This is a genomic window from Gordonia malaquae (assembly GCF_037148075.1).
GTDB classification, from domain to species: domain Bacteria; phylum Actinomycetota; class Actinomycetes; order Mycobacteriales; family Mycobacteriaceae; genus Gordonia; species Gordonia malaquae.
On the sequence record NZ_JBBCUB010000002.1, the window covers coordinates 1,015,044 to 1,035,433 of the forward strand.

A 20,390-nucleotide genomic window follows, 5' to 3' on the forward strand; every position below is an offset into this window, starting at 1 on the left:
TACCGTTAGGACATGAGCAACTCCGCATCCGATCCTGTGAACAACGACACCTCGGCAAGCGCCCTGGCCTCCGTCTCCGACCTCGTCGTCGGCATCGATCACGTCGGCATCGCCGTCGCTGATCTCGACGCGTCGGCGAAGTGGTACCTCGACAACTTCGGTTTCGAGAACCTGCACGAGGAGATCAATGAGGAGCAGGGCGTCCGCGAAGCCATGGTCGGCCCGCGCGGAGGCGGCGGCGCGCTGATCCAGTTGCTCGCGCCCCTCAACGAGCAGTCGACGATCGCGAAGTTCATCGATCGCAATGGACCGGGCCTTCAGCAGATGGCGGTCCGCGTCACCGATCTCGACGCGGTCTCCGAGCGCCTGACCGCCGCGGGCGTCCGCCTCCTCTACCCGCAGCCCAAGCGCGGAACAGCCGATTCCCGCATCAACTTCGTGCACCCGAAGGATGCCGGCGGCGTGCTGCTCGAACTGGTGGAGCCCGCCGCGAGCGCCCACTGAGCGCCGCTCCTTAGCAGACGCCGGATCCGACACAGCGCGTGGGGTCCGGCGTTTCGGGGTCCGGCGGCCCTAGACTGTTGGCATGTCAGCACCCGGTCAGCGCCAGAGCCCGTTCCCCATCGTCATGCGCGGCTATGACCGCGACCAGGTCACCGACCACATCCGTCGGCTCGACGCCGAGCTGCAGATGATGGCCGCCGACCGCGATTCGGCACACGCCAGCGCCGATCAACTGCACGAGCGCCTCGAACAGGCCCGCGCCCAAGTGCACAGTCTGCAGCGCGACGTCGACACGCTGTCGGTGCCGCCGACGACCGTCGCAGGGATGACCGAGCGAGTGTCCCGGATGCTTCAGCTGGCCACCGACGAAGCCGCGGAACTGCGTGCCAACGCGCGCGAGGAGGCCGCGGAGACCATCAGCGTCGCCCGCCAGGAGGCGAAGGCCGAACGCGACAGCGCGGCGACCGATGCCGCTCGCACTCGGGAACTGGCACAAGACCACGCCGACACGCTGATCACCGACGCCGAGGAGCGCGCAGCCGCCATCGACGCGGACGCCGAGACTGTCCGGATCGCCTCGGAGAAGGCTCAGGCCGACGCGAAGGAGCGAGCAGCGCAAATCATCGCCGATGCAGAAGACGAGGCCGCCCGACTCCGCGGGGCCGCGCACAACATCGCGATGAACAGGCTCGGCCGTTCACGCGAGATCGCAGGCGCCGCGCACGACGCGCACCGCCAGATCCTCGATCATCTGGGCGCACTCCGTCAGCATCTCGGCGACCTGCCGGACGCACTGGCTCTGTCGGGTGACGAACTCGATCTCGTGAACGCCGACGACTCGGATGACCTGACGCTGCTCAACCGCACACTCGACGGCCGTGACCGCTTCGTCTCCGCTGATCCGTCGCGCACCGATACGCGAGCAGCGGAGGCCACGGACGTCCTCGACGCGATCAGTGACGAGTACAGCGACGACGACTACGACGCGAAGCACTACGGCCCGTCGTCGAAGGACGGCGCCGACTCCGCAACCGCCTGACAGCGGACTGATTCAGAACAGCCGGAACTCGGTGCTCTCGGTACCGCGAAGACGGTCGTAATCGAGTGTGACGCATCGGATTCCGCGGTCATTGGCGAGGGTTTTGGCCTGTGGTTTGATCACCTGCGCCGCGAAGATTCCGGCGACCGGCGCGATCGTGGTGTCACGGTTGAGCAGTTCGAGGTAGCGGGTCAACTGCTCCACACCGTCGATCTCTCCGCGACGCTTGATCTCAACGGCCACTGTCTGACCGTCGGCGTCGCGGCAGAGCAGATCAACGGGACCGATCGGCGTCATGTACTCACGGCGGATCAGCGTGTAGCCGTCGCCGAGGGTCGTCACGTGTTCAGCGAGCAGTTCCTGGAGGTGCGCCTCGACGCCGTCCTTCACCAGCCCCGGGTCCAATCCCAGTTCGTGCGACGAGTCGTGATCGATCGACGCGACGGTGATCCGAAGCTGTTCACCCGCCTTGTTCGTGACCACCCACACCGCCTGAGCGTCGGAGTCCTCCGGCGCAGGCTCTTCCGTGGTCCAACACGGCGGAGTCATCCAGTTCAGCGGCTTGTATGCACGGTCGTCAGCGTGAATGCTGACCGAACCGTCCGATTTGAAGAGGATCAACCTCTTCGCCATCGGGAGGAACGCGGTGAGACGTCCGACGTATTCGACCTTGCATTCGGCAATCACTAGGCGCACATCGGCCAGTGTAGTGATCGCCTACGACTGCGCCGGAACCACCGCGGCGAGGAGCGTGTCGAGCTGCACGGAGAGGTCCGCGGCGGCTGAGGAGTCGCCGATCGCGAGCCTTCGGACCGCCCGCTCGAATGGCCCGTCGAGCGCGGCGTAGACGCCCGCGGAGTCGAGAACCGGGGTGGTGCCCGAGAGTGCGGCGCATCGGGACACGACACGCCAGATCATCGCTTCGAGCTCGGCGTCGATCTCCCGCACCCCGTTGCGGAGCGACGGTTCGAACATCGCTTGAACACGCAGGTCGTACCAGAGTTTGTGGGTCGGCAGATCGTCGGTCATCGTGGTGACCAGTCGGTCCGAGAACCGCCGACGCAGCACGTCGGCGTCGGTCACGTCGTCGAGGATGTCGTCGTAGGCGGCCACGCACTCGCGCTTGTAGAGCGCGACACAGTGCGAGATCAATTCGAGCTTGTCCGCGAAGTAGTAGTGCAGCACTCCGTGGCTGTATTCGGAGTTCGCAGCGATCTCCCGCAGGCTCGTGCCCGCGTATCCGAGTTCGGACAACGTGCGGAATGCAGCCCTCGCCAACTCGTCGCGTTTGGCCGCAACCTTCGACGACCTGCGGGCGACGCCTCGTTCCGCGGGCGCGGAGGTCTCCGAACGATCAATGGTCTCGGCTGCCATCAGCACCCCTCTCCCGACGCTCGGATCGCACAGTCCACCAAGAGTACCCGCACAGGCAAGCGTGTTCGACGGGCCGGAACAAGAATCTTGCCGATTGTCACGATTTTTCCTTGACGATCGTCAAGATTTCGCTAGTGTGACTCACACCACGAGTTCGATCCCGCTCGACATCGACCAAGGAGACCTCATGACCACACTCGACCTCACCGGCCGCCGCGCACTCGTCACCGGCGGCGCCCAAGGACTCGGCGAAGGAATGGCACAGGCGCTTGCCGCCGCCGGTGCTCACGTCGTCGTCGCCGACCTGCAGGACGACGCCGCCGCGGGCGTCGCAACCGCACTCGGCGAAGGCCACGGATCGGTCCACCTCGACGTGACCGACGAGGACAGCTGGGTCTCCGCGGTGAGGTCCGCGACGGAGACGCTGGGCGGACTCGACGTCGTCGTCAACAACGCCGGAATCGAGATCAGCAACCTGATCACCGAGATCACCCCGGACGAGATCCGCCGCCAACTGGACGTCAACGTCCTCGGGACCGCGCTCGGCGTGAAGCACGGGCTCCGGGCGATGCGGCCCGGCGGCCAGGCAGGACAGGGCGGCACGATCATCAACGTCGCGTCGGTGGCCGCCACCATCGCCTTTCCCGGCATCTCGATCTACTCCGCGACCAAGTCGGCCATCGACCGACTGACCAGGGTGGCCGCGATGGAATCGGGAAAGCTCGGCTACGGCGTCCGCGTCAACTGCATCTACCCGGGGCTCGTTCCCACCGCGATGGGGGCCGGACTCGCGAACGACATGGCCCAGCTCGGCCTGTTCGGGTCGGCCGACGAGGCTGTCGAAGCCGTCGTCGGACTCACTCCGAGCGGCCGGCTCGGCGAAGTGCGTGACATGGCCGACGCCGTCGTCTTCCTCGCCTCCGACGCTTCGCGCTTCGTCAACGGGATCGGACTCCCCGTCGACGGCGGCATGGGCATGTGACCCGACCATCGACCATTCACTCGATCCCACTCACCCAGGAGAAGTCATGACCAGCAAGCCAGTCGTCGTCTACGGAGCGTCCGGATACACGGGCAGACTCGTGTGCGAGTTCCTGCGGCAGTACAACGTCCCGTTCACCGCTGCGGGACGCAACGCCGACACACTCAACGAATCGATGAACTCACATGTGCCGGGCATCGAGACCGCCGACTACGAGGTGGTCGCAGTCGAGCACACCGTCGACGCGCTCACCGACCTGTTCCGCGGGAGCTCGGTCGTCCTCAACACCGTCGGCCCATTCATGAAGCTCGGCGACCCGGTCGTCGAAGCAGCGTTGGCTGTCGGCGCGCACTACACCGACACGACCGGCGAGCAGGACTGGATCATTCATCTCGACGAGACGTTCGGCGAGCGCTACGCAGCCGCCGGCCTTCTGCTCGCTCCCGGAATCGCACAGATGTACACGACCGGCGAGATCGCGGCACAGATCGCGTTGGAGACGCCGGGGCTGGACACCCTCGACATCGCGGTGTTCTGGGGAGGAAGTCCGACGATCGCCTCCACGCGAACCATCTTGGTCAACGCGGCAGGCGGCTCGGCATACCACCTCGAAGAGAACCAGTACGTCCCCTTCGATCCCGCCCAGGGCCTGGTCCCGCTGGTGGTTCCGGGTCAGCACGAACTCGCCCAGTCGCTTCCGTGGGGCGGTACCTCGCATCCCGTCTGGTTCAAGCGCGACCCGCGCGTCTCGACATGCAAGGCACAGGGAGGCGTGTTCAACGCCGCACTGATGCACGGCGTGCCCGTGATCGTCGCGGATGCGCTCGAAGCCACCAAGGACATGACCCCGGACGAACGCGACGCCGCCCTCGACGCCGTCGCCGCCCAGGTGATGAACTCGATGCCGCCGCGCGAGAACCCGCGGCTCAACAAATCCCTCGACTCCGTTCACGCGTCCGGTCCACTCGGCCGCGCGCACGTGGTGATCCACGGCAACAGCAATTACCAGCAGACGGGCCTTCTCCAGGCGTACGCCGCCTACAGTCTGCTGCAGCAGCCTCCGCGCCGAGTCGGACTGGCATCAGGCTGCCAAGCCTTCGGCCACCGCGAACTCGAGGGAGTGCTCCGCTCCTTCGGATTCATCGCACCGCCGATCGTCACGGTGCACCAGTGACCGACATGAGCACCGGAGGTCTCGCCGTCCCGCGTCTGCCTCAGACGCGGGCGGCGGATGCGCCCGACGCACCTGCCCTCGCCGACGATCGGATCGAGCTGACGAATGAGGGATTCTCGAACGCCGTGGCCACGGCCGCCACGCATCTCGCCGCAGCCGGAGTCCGACGCGGTGACGTAGTCGGACTCCTGCTGACCAATCGGGTCGAGTTGGTCGTCGCGTTGTTCGCGGCATGGCGGCTGGGTGCGGCGGTGACACCGGTGAACCCTGCGCTCGCGGTCCCAGAGGTCGAGTTCCAGACCGCCGACGCGGGGGTGCGGGTCCTCGTCGTCGAACCGGGCGCACAGGCGCCCTCCCCGATGACCGCCGTCGAATGCACGGCTTTGCTGGAGCCCGCACCCGGACCGGCAGCACTGGAGGAGGACGTCGACGGCGCCGACGTCGCACTGCTCATCTACACGGCGGGCACCACGGGAAGGCCCAAGGGTGTCATGATCACGCATCACAACATCGATGCGATGACGGCTTCGTTCATCGAGCATTTCCGGTTCACCGCCGACGATCACAGTCTGCTGGTCCTGCCGCTGTTCCATGCGAACGGGGTCGTCCTCGGAACCCTCACTCCCCTGCGTGCGGGCGGCCGCGCGACGATCGTGGGCCGATTCCGGCCCGACGAGTTCTTCCCCGCCGTACAACGTCATCGTCCGACATACTTCTCGGCCGTGCCTGCCATCTACGCGATGCTGACGGCGCTCCCCGACGAGGTGCGCCCGGCGACGGACTCGGTGCGTTTCGGGATCTGCGGCGCGGCGCCGATGCCCGCCGATCTGATCGCACGATTCGAGCGGCGGTTCGGGATTCCGATCGTCGAGGGATACGGGCTGTCGGAGACGACGACGGCGTCGGCGATCAACCCGCTCGACGGCGTCCGCAAGCCCGGAACGGTCGGTCCACCGCTGCCCGGGCAACGAATCCGAATCGTGGACGCCCAGCTCAACGACGTCCCACTTGGCGAGTCGGGTGAGGTCGTGATCGCGGGAGACGTGGTGATGGCCGGTTACCTGAATCGACCGGAGGCGACCGCGGAGACGATCGTCGACGGATGGCTGCGGACCGGAGACGTCGGCCGAATCGACGACGACGGCTACCTGCAGCTCGTGGACCGGGTGAAGGACATGATCATCCGCGGCGGTGAGAACATCTATCCGAAGGAGATCGAGGCGCAGATCTACCACGATCCCGGTGTGTTCGAGGCAGCGGTCATCGGGCGACCCCACGACGTCCTCGGCGAAGAGCCCGTGGCCTACGTGTCGTTCCGAGCCGGGGCGGCGTCGAATGTCGAGACGATCGCGAATGATCTTCGACGTCGAATCGCACTGATCAAGAATCCCGTCGAGATCATCGAACTGAGCGAGTTGCCGAAGAATCCAGTGGGCAAGATCGACAAACCGACATTGCGTCGGCGGGACGCCGAGCGCACGTCGCCTGGCCGAACGTCCCGGTAGGACGTCACTGGCGAATCAGGAGCGCGAGCAGGAGTTCGGCACGGACGCGCGCGGATCCCAGGTCGATGTCCAGTTCGCTCTCGACCTTCGCGATCCGCGCGCGCAGCGTGTGCCGATGCACGCCGAGGTCGGCCGCTGCGGTCTCCCATTGCCCGTGATTCTCGAGGTACGACTGCAGCGACTCCGTCAATGCCGTGCCGTGCGCGGTGTCGTAGGCGACGAGCGGATCGACCAGCAGTCGCGAGAGGCCGTCGAGCGCCTGTCGACCACCGGTCGTCGCCACGAGTGACGCACCCGCGGCCGACGTCCGATCGGCGACCGGACCGCCCCGGAGCGCTGCGCCGGCGATGGTGATCGCGTCTCGGTAGGCGTCGGCGACACCGGTGAGCGGAACACTCGCGCTGACCCCCGCCCGTAGATGCCGCCGCGTCGATCGTGGCAACGCGCTCAGCAGGTCGGCGATCGACTTCTCGTCGTCCGTACCGCGGAGCAGCACGGCGACATCGCCGCCGGGGCGAGCGACACCGAACGCCGGGCGTCGTAGTTCTGCGAGACGAGCCACAAGCCGGTCGGCGACGCGTTCGGCGTTCGCGCCCAGATCCCGACACACCAGCACTCGAACACGCCCGTCGCCGTCCGCGGCGTCGACGGCGAGAGTCTGAACCTGCGCGCCGTCCGGTTCGTCACCGAGGAGCAGGGTGAACACTGCGATGTTGACTCGGCCGGCCAACGCGTCGAGGCGATGCGGTTTGTCGAAGTCGAGCGCGAGGAGCGAGTTGGCGTGACCTATCAGGACGTGGTCTGTGGGTCGAGGCTCATGACGCGACGCGACGGCGAGGTGTCCATAGGTGCGGCCGGCCACCCGGATCGGCTGCGTGACGATGGCCGTCTCGGCGTCGATCGCGACGGCCGACGACGTCCGATGTCCCCGGACCTGTTCACCGACGGCGCGCATCACCGCGGGTGAGATCCCCGCCGGCGCGCTCTGGGTCACGCGCCCGTCGTCGTCGAGCAGGAGCGCCGCACCGTCGCAGGCGGTCGCGAGCTCCTTGAGCACTGCGACGGCGCCGCCGGACACCGCGGCGCGCGTCATCTTCGGCTGCGCGCGGGCGGCGAGTTCCTGCGATCGGTACTGGAGTTCGGCGGACCTGTCGGCGACGGCTCGGGCGATCGCCACGAACGGCGTGGGTCGCGGGACCACGATGAGCGGAAGACCCGCCGCAGATGCGGCGTCCGTCAGGTCTTGGGGAACGTCGTCGAATGTGAGCCCTACACCGAACCCGAGCGCCACGATCCCCCGGTCCACCAGGCGTTGAACGTAGGCGTCGCATCCGTCTCGGCCGGCGACGCCTCCTGTGCGGTCGAGCAGACCGATTCCGGTGGTGAGGACCAGTTCGCCACCGGACAGCCACTGCGCCGGATCGGCGAGTTCAGTGGTCACCACGAAGTCGATCTCGCCGGACAGATCGTCGGGGCTTCCCGCAGTGGCCAGATGCAGTTCAGATTGTCGCAGGAGCCACCGGACGGTCACCGGCATCAGCGGCCACGCTCCTTTCGGCACTCCATATCGTCTAGTCGATCCAGCCCAGACTAGCCGTTTCGTCAGGTAGTCGCGCACAGTTCGAAGGTGCACTGTGATTCTGACCACCCACCGCGGACAGAGAGGCTGCCAGACATGACGATCCGGCTCCAGAACTACGTAGACGGCTCATTCGTCGACTCGACATCAAACGAGACTCTCAACGTCGTCAATCCGGCCGACGAGACCGTTGTGGCCGTGTCGCCGGTGTCGACGGCCGACGAGGTCGCCGCCGCCGTCCGCGTCGCCGAGCGCGCCGCCGTCACCTGGGGACGCACCACGCCGAGTGTCCGTCAGGCCGCACTCCTCAAACTCGCCGACGCCGTCGAGGAGCACGCCGACGAGATAGTCGCCGCACAGGTTCGCAACACCGGCCAGATCGCCACGCTCGTGAAGTCGGAAGAAGTGATGGTCGGCGCCGACCAGATCCGGTTCTTCGCAGGCGCCGCTCGTCTGCTCGAGGGCCGCGCCGCGGGCGAGTACATGGAGGGCTTCACCTCGTACGTCCGCCGCGAGCCGATCGGTGTGGTCGGCCAGGTCACTCCGTGGAACTACCCGTTCATGATGGCCGTCTGGAAGATCGCACCCGCGCTCGCCGCAGGAAACACCATCGTCCTCAAGCCGAGCGACACGACACCCGAAAGCACCCTTGTGCTCGCTCGACTCACCAAGGACATCCTCCCCGACGGCGTGTTCAACGTGGTCCTCGGCAACGGAGGCACGGGAGCCGACCTCGTCGGGAACCCTGCACTCGGCCTCGTCGCGATCACCGGTTCGGTGCGAGCGGGCATCGCCGTGGCGACCGCGGCGGCCAAGGACGTCCGGCGCGCTCACCTCGAGCTCGGCGGCAAGGCTCCCGCGGTGGTGTTCGGCGACGCCGACATCGCCAAGGCTGCAGAGGGAATCGCACAGGCGGCGTTCTTCAATGGTGGACAGGACTGCACGGCCGCCACCCGCGCGATCGTTCACGAGTCGGTGTACGACGCGTTCGTCGAAGCCCTCGTCGCGCAGGCCGAGCAACTCCGTCCCGGAGCGCCCGACGACGAAGACGCGTTCTACGGCGCCCTCAACAACGTCAACCATTTCACCGCGGTGCTCGGCAAGATCGACGCCCTCGGTGCACACACCACGATCGCGACCGGTGGAAAACGCATCGGCGACAAGGGTTTCTACGTGGAGCCGACCGTCATCACCGGTGTCCGCCAGGACGACCCGATCGTGCAGGAGGAGACGTTCGGTCCGATCATCACCGTCCAGAGCTTCAGCACCGAGGACGAGGCGATCACGCTCGCCAACGATGTCGACTACGCCCTGGCTGCCAGCGTATGGACCACCGGCCACGGCACCGCGACACGTGCGACGGCGCGGATCGACTCCGGTTGCGTGTGGGTGAACTGCCACATCCCGCTGGTCGCCGAGATGCCGCACGGCGGTTTCAAGCACTCCGGCTACGGCAAGGACCTCTCGATCTATGGCCTCGAGGACTACACCCGCGTCAAGCACGTCATGAGCGCACACGACTGAGATCGCCCCGCCTGCCCGTCTGACCGACCGAAGGACCTTTTCCCGATGACTGACATCCAGCTCGACACTCTCACTCACTTCCATCCGCTAGACCCGCTGTCCGCGGCCGAGTTCACTGCGGTCACTCGAATCCTCGCCGATACCCGTTCGGTGGGCGACGGCTGGCGCTACACCTCGATCGAGATGATCGAGCCGTCGAAGGCCGACATCGCGGCGTTCGACGCCGACGGAACCCCCTGCGACCGCCGTGCCCGCGCCGTGCTGCTCGAACGCGCGACGAACAGCACCTACGCGACGCTGATCTCGCTCACCGACGGCGTGGTCCTCACGTGGGAGCACATCCCCGGCGTCCAACCGAACGTCACAGTCGACGAGTGGGAGGAGGCCGATGCGGCGCTGCGCGCTCACCCCGACGTCGTGGCAGCTCTTGCCGCACGTGGCATCACCGATCTCGACCTGGTGTTCATGGACACCTGGACGTACGGCGCCGAACTCATTCCAGAGGAGTTCGCGGGCCGCCGCATCGGATGGTCCGACACCTGGGTCCGGGCGAGCGAGGGCGCCAACCCGTACGCGGGTCCGGTCAACGGATTCCACTGCGTCATCGATCTCAACTCGATGGAACTACTCCGGATCGAGGACACGTTCAGCGTCGAGCGTCCCGAGATCATGGGCGAGTACATCCCGTCGCATGTACCGGAGCGGATCCGCAATGCCAGCACGCGGGAGCCGCTCAAGCCGCTCGACATCACCCAGTCCGAAGGGCCGTCGTTCACCCTCGAGGGCAACAAGCTGTCCTGGCAGAACTGGTCGTTGCGGGTCGGATTCAACTATCGCGAAGGCATGACCCTTCATGCGATCTCGTACAACGACAACGGCTCAGAGCGGAAGATCGCGCACCGCATGTCGTTCGCCGAGATGATGGTGCCGTACCGCGATCACTGCGACGATCACTACCGCCGCACCGCCTTCGACATCGGCGAATGGGGTCTCGGCTTCATGACCACCTCACTCGAACTCGGATGCGACTGTCTCGGCGAGATCCGCTACTTGGACGCGACGCTGCACAACAGCAAGGGCGAGCCGTACTCGATCAAGAACGCGATCTGCATCCACGAGGAAGACAACGCCGTGCTCTGGAAGCACGCGGACCACAACGGCGACACGCAGGTGCGTCGCATGCGCCGGCTCACGGTGTCGTTTCACGTGACGGTCGCGAACTACGAGTACCTCACGTACTGGCGGTTCTACCAGGACGGCAACATCGAGTGTGAGGTGCGAGCCACCGGCATCATGGTGGTCAGCCACATGAACCCCGGCGAGTCGAGCGATCACGGAACGCTCGTGGATCACCAGACGTTCGCGCCCTACCACCAGCACTTCATCACCGCGCGTCTCGACATGGACATCGACGGCACCGAGAACACCGTTTACGCCAGCGACACCGTGATGGAGCCGGTGGGGCCCGACAACCCGTACGGCCTGTCACTGCGTCAGGTCAACACGCCGTTGCGCACCGAATCCGAAGGCAAGCAGAACCCGAACTTCGCGACCCAGCGCTCGTGGAAGATCGCCAACGACAACGTGACGACCGGGATCGGACGTCAACCCGCGTACAAGTTGTCGCCCAGCGGCGCGTTCCCGGCGATGTTCCCGGACGACTCCCCCATCGCGGCCCGCTGCGAAGCGATCCGGCACACCCTGTGGGTCACCCCGAACGACGCCGACGAGCGTTGGCCTGCAGGCGAATTCGTCAATCAAGGTGGCGCGGGCATGGGACTTCCCCAGTGGACGCAGGCCAACCGCGGGATCGAGAACACCGACGTCGTCATGTGGTACACGTTCGGCATCCACCACATCACGCGGCCCGAGGACTGGCCGATCATGCCCGCCGACATCGTCAGCTTCTGGCTCAAGCCGTTCGGCTTCTTCGACCGGAACCCCTCGCTCGACGTCGAGCCGTCGCCGAAGAAGTCGGTGTGCTGCAGTTCGAACGGTTGCGGGTGCGGCGACGGCTGCCAGTGCGGGCACGAGTGAGGGCGACGTCATGAGACTGTACGTCGCATATCTCGCCACCGACGGCGGCGCAGACGCCGTCGCCCTCGGCGTCCGACTCGCCCGCACGATGTCGGCCCAGCTGGACATCGGGATGGTCCTGCCACCCGACCGATCGGCGGCACTTCACTCCGGCGACTTCGAGGACGTCCTCACCTCGCAAGCCACCGACTGGCTCACCGAGGCGACAGTCGGACTCCCCGACGACATCGATATCAGGACGCACATCGCGTTCCACGATTCGGCGGCCGAGGGCATCATCACTGAAGCGCAGCGGCTCGGTGCGGACGCGATCGTCGTCGGCGGCAGCGGCGGCGGAATCGTCGGCGGCCACACACTCGGTTCCGTCGTCACCGAGTTGGTCCATTCAGCGCCGCTGCCCATCGTCCTCGCACCGCGTGGCCTGCGCCGATCGAAGGTCACCCGCGTTCGGGAGATCACCTGCGCGCTCGGGACCCGGGCCGGGGCCGACACACTGTTCGACACCGCGGTCGCCGCGAGCCAACGGGCGCAGGTCCCACTGCGGGTGGTCTCGCTCGTCGCCCTCGACCGGGCCGCGGGCTATCGGGGTTCACCCGAGGAGGCGCTTGCCGACGCCACCCGTCACGCCCACGAACGGCTCGACGAAGCCCGCAGTCATCTGCCTGCCGATGCGACCGTCACCTGGGACGTCGTCGACGGACCGACCGTCGAAGAGGCGGTCAACAAACTCGAGTGGAACGACGGCGATCTCATCATGGTCGGTTCCAGCCGCCTCGCCGCACCACGTCGGTTGTTCCTCGGTTCCACGGCCGCCAAGATGCTGCGCGTCCTGCAGGTTCCGATGGTCGTCACCCCTGCCGACTGATCTGTGCCACGTCATCTCCCCCACAATCTCTGGAGTCAGAAGAACACCATGTCGCACTACCGCCTTCCCCAGATCCGCTCGCTCGTCACAGCGATGCCCGGCCCCCGTTCGGCCGAACTCGCCGCTCGACGCGCCGGTGCCGTGGCCGCAGGCGTCGGCTCGTCGGTCCCGGTCTACGCGGCTGACGCCGACGGCGGCGTGATCGTCGACGTCGACGGCAACTCGCTGATCGACTTCGGATCGGGCATCGCAGTGACCAGTGTCGGCGCGTCCGAGCCCGCGGTCGCGGCGGCTGTCGCCGCTCAGGCCGAGCACTTCACCCATACGTGCTTCATGGTCACCCCCTATGAGGGCTACGTCGCCGTCGCAGAGAAGCTCGCCGAGCTCACCCCCGGAGATCACGAGAAGAAGTCGGTGCTGTTCAACTCCGGCGCCGAAGCCGTCGAGAACGCGGTCAAGGCCGCACGCCTGGCGACCGGCCGCCAAGCTGTTGTCGCGTTCGATCACGCCTATCACGGTCGAACCAATCTGACGATGGCGTTGACCGCAAAGTCGATGCCGTACAAGACGAACTTCGGACCGTTCGCCCCCGAGGTGTACCGGATGCCGATGTCGTACCCGTACCGGGACCCGCAGGGCATGACCGGCGCGGAGGCCGCCGAGCGGGCGATAACCCAGATCGACAAGCAGATCGGCTCCGACTCGGTCGCCGCGATCATCATCGAGCCAATTCAGGGTGAGGGCGGTTTCATCGTGCCCGCACCGGGATTCCTGCCGGCGCTCGCCCAATGGGCGCGAGACAAGGGCATCGTGTTCATCGCCGACGAAGTCCAGACCGGATTCGCACGCACCGGTTCGTGGTTCGCATGCGATCACGAGGGTGTCGTCCCCGACATGATCACGATGGCGAAGGGCATCGCGGGCGGCATGCCGCTGTCCGCTGTCACCGGTCGCGCGGACCTTCTCGACAAGGTCCACCCGGGCGGACTCGGCGGCACGTACGGAGGAAATCCCGTAGCGTGTGCGGCCGCCCTCGCGGCGATCGACGTGATGGAGAAGCAGGATCTCGCAGCTCGGGCCAGGGCCATCGCCGATCAGGTCGTCCCGCGATTGAAGGCACTGGCCGAGGAGACCGGCGTCATCGGCGACGTCCGTGGCCGTGGCGCGATGCTCGCCGTCGAACTGGTCAAGAAGGGCACCGACACTCCCGACCCCGACCTGACGAAGGCGGTGGCGGCCGCCGCGCTCGCAGCGGGAGTCGTCACTTTGACCTGCGGCACGTACGGCAACGTGTTCCGGCTGCTGCCGCCGCTGTCGATCTCCGACGAGCTGCTCGACGACGGTCTGACCGTCCTCGAGGACTCTGTCCGCACCGCAGTTGCAGGGGCCGCATCGTGACCCGCACCGAACTCCCCGCGAACGCGTCGGCTCTGATCGCATCGGTGCCCACCGGCGTCTGGATCGACGGAGCAGCCCGACCCGCGTCGGGATCGGCCGAGTTCGAGGTCCGGAATCCCGCGACCGGCGACGTCCTCACGACAATCGCAGACGCAACCGTCGCCGACGCCGACGCCGCACTCACATCGGCCACCGCAGCGGCGAAGGCGTGGGCCGCGACAGCTCCACGCGAACGGTCGATGATTCTGCGTCGCGCATGGGAACTGGTCATCGAGCGCACCGAGGATTTTGCGCTTCTGATGACAATCGAGATGGGCAAGACGCTTGCGGAGAGTCGTGGCGAAGTCGCCTACGGCGCCGAGTTCCTGCGATGGTTCTCTGAAGAAGCGGTCCGCGTCGGCGGGCGCACCGCCACCGCCCCGTCCGGCAACGGACGGATCCTGGTCACCAAGGAGCCCGTCGGACCGTGTCTGGCGATCACCCCGTGGAACTTCCCGCTCGCGATGGGCACCCGAAAGATCGGTCCAGCCCTGGCCGCGGGATGCACGGTCATCGTGAAGCCTGCCGAGGACACCCCGCTCACCACGATGCTGCTGGCGCAGGTCTTCGCCGACGCCGGACTACCGGCGGGTGTGCTGTCGGTACTGCCCACCATGGACGCACCGAACGTCGTCGCCGCGCTGATGAGTGATCCGCGTCTGCGGAAGGTGTCGTTCACCGGGTCGACCGGGGTGGGCAAGAAGTTGATCGCGCAGTCTGCCGATCAGGTGCTGCGGACATCGATGGAGCTCGGCGGCAACGCGCCGTTCATCGTGTTCGACGACGCCGACATCAGCGCGGCCGTCGACGGTGCGATGGCGGCGAAGATGCGCAACGGCGGCGAGGCGTGCACTGCGGCCAACCGTCTGCTGGTGCACAACAGCGTCCGCGAAGAGTTCACCGCGGCGCTCACCGAGAGGATCGCGGCCACCACGGTGGGAGCAGGCTACGTCGAGGGAACGGCTCTCGGCCCTCTCATCAACGCCCGCCAGCGCGACTCCGTGGCGGCCCTCGTCAGTGAGGCCGTCGAATCCGGCGCCCGAGTCCGCACCGGCGGTGCGGCGGTCGACGCCCCCGGGTACTTCTTCGAGCCGACAGTCATCGACGAGGTCCCCGTCGGTCAACGAATCCTCAGCGAGGAGATCTTCGGCCCCGTCGCAGTCATCACCGGCTTCGACACCGAGGACGAGGCGATCGCGCTGGCGAACAACACCGAGTACGGCCTCGCCGCGTACTTCTACACGCAGAGTCTCGACCGGATGCTGCGAGTGTCGTCGGCACTCGAAGCGGGGATGGTCGGTGTCAACCGCGGAGTCATCTCCGATCCCGCCGCACCGTTCGGCGGTGTCAAACAGTCGGGCCTCGGCAGCGAGGGCGGCAGCGAAGGCATCGACGAGTACCTCAACACCAAGTACATCGCGCTCACCCCGTAGTACGTCCCATCCCCAGTCCCGAGGAGTCACCGATGGCTACACCAGCAGAATCGGCTACACCACAGATCTCTAACAAGGGCCTCGCCGCGAACAAGGTCGGTGTCCTCTCCGGAGCAGTGCTCGGCGTGTCCACGGTGGCGCCCGGATACACGCTCACCGCGAGCATCGGACTGATCGTCGCGGCGGTCGGTCTCAAGATGCCCGCGATCTTCATCGCCGGGTTCATCCCGATGTTCCTCACCGCGTACGCGTATCGCGAGCTCAACTCGGACACGACCGACGCCGGCGCGTCGTTCACGTGGTCGACGAAGGCATTCGGCCCGTACGTGGGGTGGATGTGCGGTTGGGGAATGGTGCTCGCGACGATCATCGTCCTGTCGAACCTGGCGGCCGTCGGTGTCCAGTTCTTCTACCTGATGCTCGCGAGGCTGTTCGATCACCCGAGCTGGGAGCAGCTGGGGACGTCTAACAAGCCGGTCAACATCCTGACCACGCTCGTCCTCTTGGCGGCGGCCACGTATGTGTCGATGCGCGGCATCACCACGAGTGAGCGCTTGCAGTACTGGCTGGTCGGGTTCCAGATGATCGTCCTGGTCGTGTTCTCGGTGATCGCGTTCGCGAAAGCGGGCGGCCATGTGGGACACCTGGATTTCAGCTGGTCATGGTTCAACCCGTTCGGCGGCCTCGGGAGCCTGTCGATCGCGTCGTTCGCACTCGGCCTCACCGGATCGATCTTCGCGTTCTGGGGCTGGGACACGTGTCTGACCCTCGGTGAGGAGTCGAAGGACTCCAAACGCACTCCCGGTCGCGCCGGGCTGCTCTGCGTGTTGACGATTCTCGGCACCTACCTCATGGTCGCGCTCGCCACGATGATGTACGCGGGGGTCGGCGACACCGGACTGGGGCTGGGCAACGAGGACATCAGCGACAACGTGTTCGGCGCATTGGCCGAGCCGGTGATGGGTCGATGGGGTGGCATGTTCCTGTTCCTCGCGATCCTCGCGTCCGCTGTCGCGAGCCTGCAGACGACCTTCCTGCCCGTCGCCCGCACCATGCTCGCGATGGGCAGTTACCGTGCCTTCCCTGCGAAGTTCGCCGAGATCAGCCCCCGGTTCCTCTCCCCCGCTTTCGCCGCGATCGTCGCCGGAGTCGTCACCGCGGTCTTCTACACCGCGGTCACACTGCTGTCGGAGAAGACCCTCGGCGACACGATCGCCGCACTCGGCATCATGATCTGCTGGTACTACGGCATCACGGCGTTCGCGTGCGTCTGGTACTTCCGCCACTCGTTGTTCGACAACGTCCACAACGTGATCTTCCGGTTCCTCTTCCCGCTTCTCGGTGGCGTCGCCTTGCTCGTGGTCTTCGTCGTATCGGTTCGAGAGAGCCTGAACCCGGACAACGGCAGCGGCGCCCAGATCTTCGGCATCGGCCTCGTCTTCTACATCGGCTTCGGCCTCCTCATTCTCGGCGCCATCCTCATGGTCGTCATGCGCATCGCGTCGCCTGCGTTCTTCGTCGGCGAGACGCTCAAGCGCAGCACTCCCGAACCCTCGAAGGAAGTTCTCTGATGCAGGTCATCACAGCCCTCACTCCCCCGGCCTCATTCGCCCGCGTCGACGAACCGACACGCGCTCCCCTGCGAGTCGGGGTGGTCCAGCACCGTTGGCACGAGTCGGATGAGGAGATGCTCGCCGAACTCGACGAGGGAATCGACGCTGCCGCGGCGCAGGGCGCCCGTGTCGTCTTCCTCCCCGAACTGACGCTGAGTCGCTATCCCGCATTCGTCCGCGGTGGAGACAATCCGGGCGAGACCGCTGAGGACCTCGCCACCGGCCCGACCCTGGCGTTCGCCACGGCGGCGGCTGAACGCAACGGGATCTACGTCCACGCGTCGCTGTACGAGAAGTCCTCGTCCTCGGGCGAGCACACCTATGACGACGGTCTCGGATTCAACACCGCGATCCTCGCCGACGCGAACGGGCTCGTGGCCCGCACCCGCAAGCTGCACATCCCCGTCACCGAGGGCTACTACGAAGACACGTACTTCCGCGGCGGCCCCGCAGACGAGGAGGCGTACACCGTCCACACCCCCGACGGCCTCGACGACGCTCGCATCGCGATGCCGACCTGCTGGGATGAATGGTTCCCCGAGGTCGCACGCATGTACTCGCTCGGCGGCGCCGAGATGATCGTCTACCCGACAGCCATCGGATCGGAGCCCGGCCATCCGGACTTCGACACGCAGCCACTGTGGCAGCAGGTCATCGTGGGTAACGGTATCTCGAACGGCACGTTCATGATCGCTCCCAACCGCTATGGCGACGAGGGGGCGATCACCTTCTACGGCTCGTCGTTCATCTCCGATCCGTACGGCCGCGTACTGGTTCAGGCACCGCGCGACGCGTCCGCTGTACTCGTCGCCGACCTCGATCTCGATCAGCGACGCGACTGGCTCACCTTGTTTCCGTTCTTGGCCACGCGTCGTCCCGACACCTACGACCGTTTGACCGAACCGGTCGATCGCGCGGCGCCCATCGGTTCCGCGCGGACGGGATCAGCACAATGACGCTGGACACCGGCCCCTGGCGGATGCCCGCCGAGCACGAACCGCACGAACGAACATGGATGGCGTTCCCTGCTCCCGGCTACTCTCTCGGTGACACCGAAGCCGACCATCACGAGGCTCGGACCGCCTGGTCGGCGGTGGCGAACACGATAGTCGACCACGAACCGGTCACCGTCGTCGTCGACCCGACTCAGACGGAGTTCGCGAAGAAGTACCTGTCCGCGACCGTCGACATCGTCGAGGCGCCACTCGATGACGCATGGATGCGCGACATCGGGCCGACGTTCGTCGTCTCCGAGAACGGAGGCGTCGGCGGCGTCGACTGGGTGTTCAACGGGTGGGGCGGACAGGATTGGGCCGCGTGGGGCCACGACCAGCACATCGCCCGGGCAGTGATCGAGAGGGCCGGCGTCGAGCGCATCGGTTCAAGGCTTGTCAACGAAGGCGGAGGCATCCAGGTAGACGGTGCGGGCACTGTTCTCGTCACCGAGACCGTCCAGCTCGACCGCGGGCGCAATCCACACCTGACCAAGGCGGACGTCGAACGCGAACTCGCCCGAACGCTGGGTGTCGACACGGTGATCTGGCTGCCGTGTGGCCTCACGCGCGACTCCGAGCAGTACGGCACGCGCGGTCACGTCGACATCGTCGCCGCCATGCCGATTCCCGGCACGGTGATCGTCCACGACCAGCGGGATCCCGGTCATCCGGACTACGAGGTGTCCCGTCGCATCCGCGACGTGTTGAACGGCGCCGTCACATCGGACGGCTCTCCGATGACAATCGTGGACGTCCCTGCTCCACGCACCCTGACTGACGACGAAGGGTTCGTCGACTACAGCTATATCAACCATTACGTGGCGAACGGACTCGTCGTGGCGTGCTCGTTCGACGACCCGTCGGACGCGGAGGCCGTCGATATCTTGAGTTCGGTGTATCCCGGACGCACAGTGGTCTCCGTCGACGCCCGTCCGTTCTTCGCTCGTGGCGGCGGAATCCACTGCATCACGCAGAATCAGCCTACGAGGTAGCTGCTGCGTTCACCGGCTCGTAGGCCGATGACGTCGTCCAGGATGATCGCCCCGTACACGACGACGGCGATCGCAGCCAGTTGGACCCATTCGGCGACGTACACGCCGAGTGCAATGGTCAGCACGGCCAGGATCGCGGCCAGAAGTCGCATCCACGGTCGAGGTAGTCCGAGTGCGGCCCGGAACAACGCCTGTCCGGCGAGATAGAGCGCCACACCTCCAGACAACGCTGCGGCCGCCGCCCAGCTCGCTTGTCGCTCCCCCTGTCCGATCGCCATGCCGAGTCCTGCCGCGGCGAAGACGATGCCGAGCAGCATCGGGACGAAGCAGTATCCGTATGCGATGAGCGCAGTGCGCGTCCGGTCGGTCATGGGCAAGTCGTCGAGCGCAGCTTCACCGTGCTCGTTGTCGTTTCCGAAGAACGACCACCACATCACGTAGATCACCGTCAAGCCGAGCAATACTTGAACGAAGAACTGCAGGTTCATCGTCTCCTCTGCCAGACCGGTCCCGACGCCGATGATGGATTCGCCGATGGCGATGATCAGGACCAGAGCATGGCGTTCGCAGAAGTGCTTGGTCCGCAGGACGAATCCCCGAGCCGTGCTCAGTAGCGGCGACACCCCGATCACCAGCAGGGCGCCGACCCACCAGAGGTATGTCGCGTTTCCGTGGGCATACCCGCCAACGACCATGCAGATCGCCGACGCCAGATTGGTCGGCAGAATACGCAGGATCGCCGCGGACGCGTCGTCACCTCCACTGACTCGGAACAGCACAGCGTGAACGAGCGTGACGCCGAGAAATGCCCACCCGAACACGACCCCGTGACCATGGACTGCATCGGGCACCGCGAGAGCGAGGGTGAAGAAGCCGAACATTCCGGCGACGAGCACCGTTCGTCGTGCCGGCGTCGACGGAGCGACTTCGTTGGTGAGCCACACATATCCCGAGTACATCCACCAGATGACCGCGAAGAGCAGTGCGATCGTTCCGGCTGACTTCCACGTCGGTTCGTGGCCGAACGCGTGAGTGAACTGTGTGATCGTGAAGACGAAGACGAGGTCGAAGAACAGCTCGAGCGTGGACGCACCCCGCTGTTCGTCGTCGGTCGGTGTCGTCGTCGCCTGCTCGCTCATCTTGAGAACGATAGTGGATGCGCCCGTCATACAGGGTGTAGATAGTATTCGAGCCCCTCAACCACAAAGGTTGAGGGGCTCGAATATATGTTGAGTTCGGCGGTGTCCTACTCTCCCACACTGACTAAAGTGCAGTACCATCGGCGCTGGAGGGCTTAGCTTCCGGGTTCGGAATGGGGCCGGGCGTTTCCCCTCCGC

Annotated in this window: 17 protein-coding genes and 1 rRNA gene; 13 read left to right on the top strand and 5 right to left on the bottom strand. The window is 66.1% G+C overall.

Annotation, left to right across the window (positions count from 1 at the left end):
- The first annotated feature begins 12 nt into the window (after positions 1 to 12).
- Both mce and WFK36_RS11940 read left to right on the top strand, forming a co-directional pair.
- Positions 13 to 504 (top strand): methylmalonyl-CoA epimerase, encoded by a 492-nt coding sequence (gene mce, locus WFK36_RS11935; protein ID WP_336791880.1) that lies wholly within the window; start codon positions 13 to 15, stop codon positions 502 to 504.
- A gap of 82 nt (positions 505 to 586) precedes the next feature.
- A complete protein-coding gene (locus tag WFK36_RS11940; RefSeq protein ID WP_008378765.1) occupies positions 587 to 1,543 on the top strand; it encodes a hypothetical protein in 957 nt (318 codons plus the stop codon).
- Positions 1,544 to 1,555: 12 nt separating this feature from the next.
- On the opposite strand, the gene nucS is transcribed toward WFK36_RS11940, so the two are convergent.
- Both nucS and WFK36_RS11950 read right to left on the bottom strand, forming a co-directional pair.
- On the bottom strand, positions 1,556 to 2,239 hold the full coding sequence (nucS, locus tag WFK36_RS11945; protein WP_336791882.1) for an endonuclease NucS: 684 nt from the start codon (positions 2,237 to 2,239) through the stop codon (positions 1,556 to 1,558).
- A gap of 21 nt (positions 2,240 to 2,260) precedes the next feature.
- A complete protein-coding gene (locus WFK36_RS11950) occupies positions 2,261 to 2,917 on the bottom strand; it encodes a TetR/AcrR family transcriptional regulator (RefSeq protein ID WP_336791884.1) in 657 nt (218 codons plus the stop codon).
- Positions 2,918 to 3,104: 187 nt separating this feature from the next.
- Between WFK36_RS11950 and WFK36_RS11955 the strand changes: the two genes are divergently transcribed.
- From WFK36_RS11955 to WFK36_RS11965, 3 genes are read left to right on the top strand one after another with little or no spacing between them, the layout of a single operon-like run.
- The gene (locus WFK36_RS11955; RefSeq protein ID WP_336791886.1) at positions 3,105 to 3,899 is read left to right on the top strand and encodes an SDR family NAD(P)-dependent oxidoreductase; all 795 of its coding nucleotides are present in this window, start codon (positions 3,105 to 3,107) and stop codon (positions 3,897 to 3,899) included.
- Between the two features lie 46 nt (positions 3,900 to 3,945).
- Positions 3,946 to 5,073 carry a DUF5938 domain-containing protein gene (locus tag WFK36_RS11960; RefSeq protein WP_008378757.1) on the top strand — a complete coding sequence of 376 codons (1,128 nt, stop codon included), beginning with the start codon at positions 3,946 to 3,948 and terminating at the stop codon, positions 5,071 to 5,073.
- 5 nt (positions 5,074 to 5,078) lie between these two features.
- Entirely contained in the window at positions 5,079 to 6,578 is a 1,500-nt protein-coding gene (locus WFK36_RS11965; RefSeq protein WP_336791941.1) for a class I adenylate-forming enzyme family protein, read from the top strand.
- A 4-nt stretch (positions 6,579 to 6,582) separates the two neighbouring features.
- On the opposite strand, the gene WFK36_RS11970 is transcribed toward WFK36_RS11965, so the two are convergent.
- Positions 6,583 to 8,115: a PucR family transcriptional regulator gene (locus WFK36_RS11970; protein WP_336791888.1), complete on the bottom strand. Its 1,533-nt coding sequence runs from the start codon at positions 8,113 to 8,115 to the stop codon at positions 6,583 to 6,585.
- Between the two features lie 138 nt (positions 8,116 to 8,253).
- Here WFK36_RS11970 and WFK36_RS11975 point away from each other — a divergent pair, with 138 nt between their 5' ends.
- Genes WFK36_RS11975 through WFK36_RS12010 form a run of 8 tightly spaced genes read left to right on the top strand, consistent with a single transcriptional unit; the run spans position 8,254 to position 19,053 of the window.
- Positions 8,254 to 9,681: an aminobutyraldehyde dehydrogenase gene (locus tag WFK36_RS11975; RefSeq protein WP_336791890.1), complete on the top strand. Its 1,428-nt coding sequence runs from the start codon at positions 8,254 to 8,256 to the stop codon at positions 9,679 to 9,681.
- A gap of 45 nt (positions 9,682 to 9,726) precedes the next feature.
- Positions 9,727 to 11,718 (top strand): primary-amine oxidase, encoded by a 1,992-nt coding sequence (locus WFK36_RS11980; protein WP_336791892.1) that lies wholly within the window; start codon positions 9,727 to 9,729, stop codon positions 11,716 to 11,718.
- A 10-nt stretch (positions 11,719 to 11,728) separates the two neighbouring features.
- Positions 11,729 to 12,583 (top strand): universal stress protein, encoded by an 855-nt coding sequence (locus WFK36_RS11985; RefSeq protein ID WP_336791893.1) that lies wholly within the window; start codon positions 11,729 to 11,731, stop codon positions 12,581 to 12,583.
- A 48-nt stretch (positions 12,584 to 12,631) separates the two neighbouring features.
- The gene (gene gabT / locus WFK36_RS11990; RefSeq protein ID WP_336791894.1) at positions 12,632 to 13,981 is read left to right on the top strand and encodes a 4-aminobutyrate--2-oxoglutarate transaminase; all 1,350 of its coding nucleotides are present in this window, start codon (positions 12,632 to 12,634) and stop codon (positions 13,979 to 13,981) included.
- The gene (locus WFK36_RS11995; RefSeq protein WP_336791896.1) at positions 13,978 to 15,453 is read left to right on the top strand and encodes an NAD-dependent succinate-semialdehyde dehydrogenase; all 1,476 of its coding nucleotides are present in this window, start codon (positions 13,978 to 13,980) and stop codon (positions 15,451 to 15,453) included. Before gabT ends, WFK36_RS11995 begins: the two co-directional genes overlap by 4 nt.
- 32 nt (positions 15,454 to 15,485) lie before the next feature.
- Positions 15,486 to 17,024, top strand: a complete 1,539-nt coding sequence (locus WFK36_RS12000) for an APC family permease (RefSeq protein ID WP_336791897.1) — start codon at positions 15,486 to 15,488, stop codon at positions 17,022 to 17,024.
- Positions 17,024 to 18,022 carry a nitrilase-related carbon-nitrogen hydrolase gene (locus WFK36_RS12005; protein WP_336791898.1) on the top strand — a complete coding sequence of 333 codons (999 nt, stop codon included), beginning with the start codon at positions 17,024 to 17,026 and terminating at the stop codon, positions 18,020 to 18,022. The genes WFK36_RS12000 and WFK36_RS12005 overlap by 1 nt, the downstream gene beginning before the upstream one ends.
- A complete protein-coding gene (locus WFK36_RS12010) occupies positions 18,019 to 19,053 on the top strand; it encodes an agmatine deiminase family protein (RefSeq protein ID WP_336791899.1) in 1,035 nt (344 codons plus the stop codon). Before WFK36_RS12005 ends, WFK36_RS12010 begins: the two co-directional genes overlap by 4 nt.
- Here WFK36_RS12010 and WFK36_RS12015 read toward each other — a convergent pair.
- Both WFK36_RS12015 and rrf read right to left on the bottom strand, forming a co-directional pair.
- Positions 19,038 to 20,192 carry a low temperature requirement protein A gene (locus WFK36_RS12015; RefSeq protein ID WP_336791900.1) on the bottom strand — a complete coding sequence of 385 codons (1,155 nt, stop codon included), beginning with the start codon at positions 20,190 to 20,192 and terminating at the stop codon, positions 19,038 to 19,040. The two genes, WFK36_RS12010 and WFK36_RS12015, sit on opposite strands and share 16 nt — an antisense overlap.
- Positions 20,193 to 20,286: 94 nt before the next feature.
- Positions 20,287 to 20,390, bottom strand: a 5S ribosomal RNA gene (gene rrf, locus WFK36_RS12020); the annotation flags it as partial.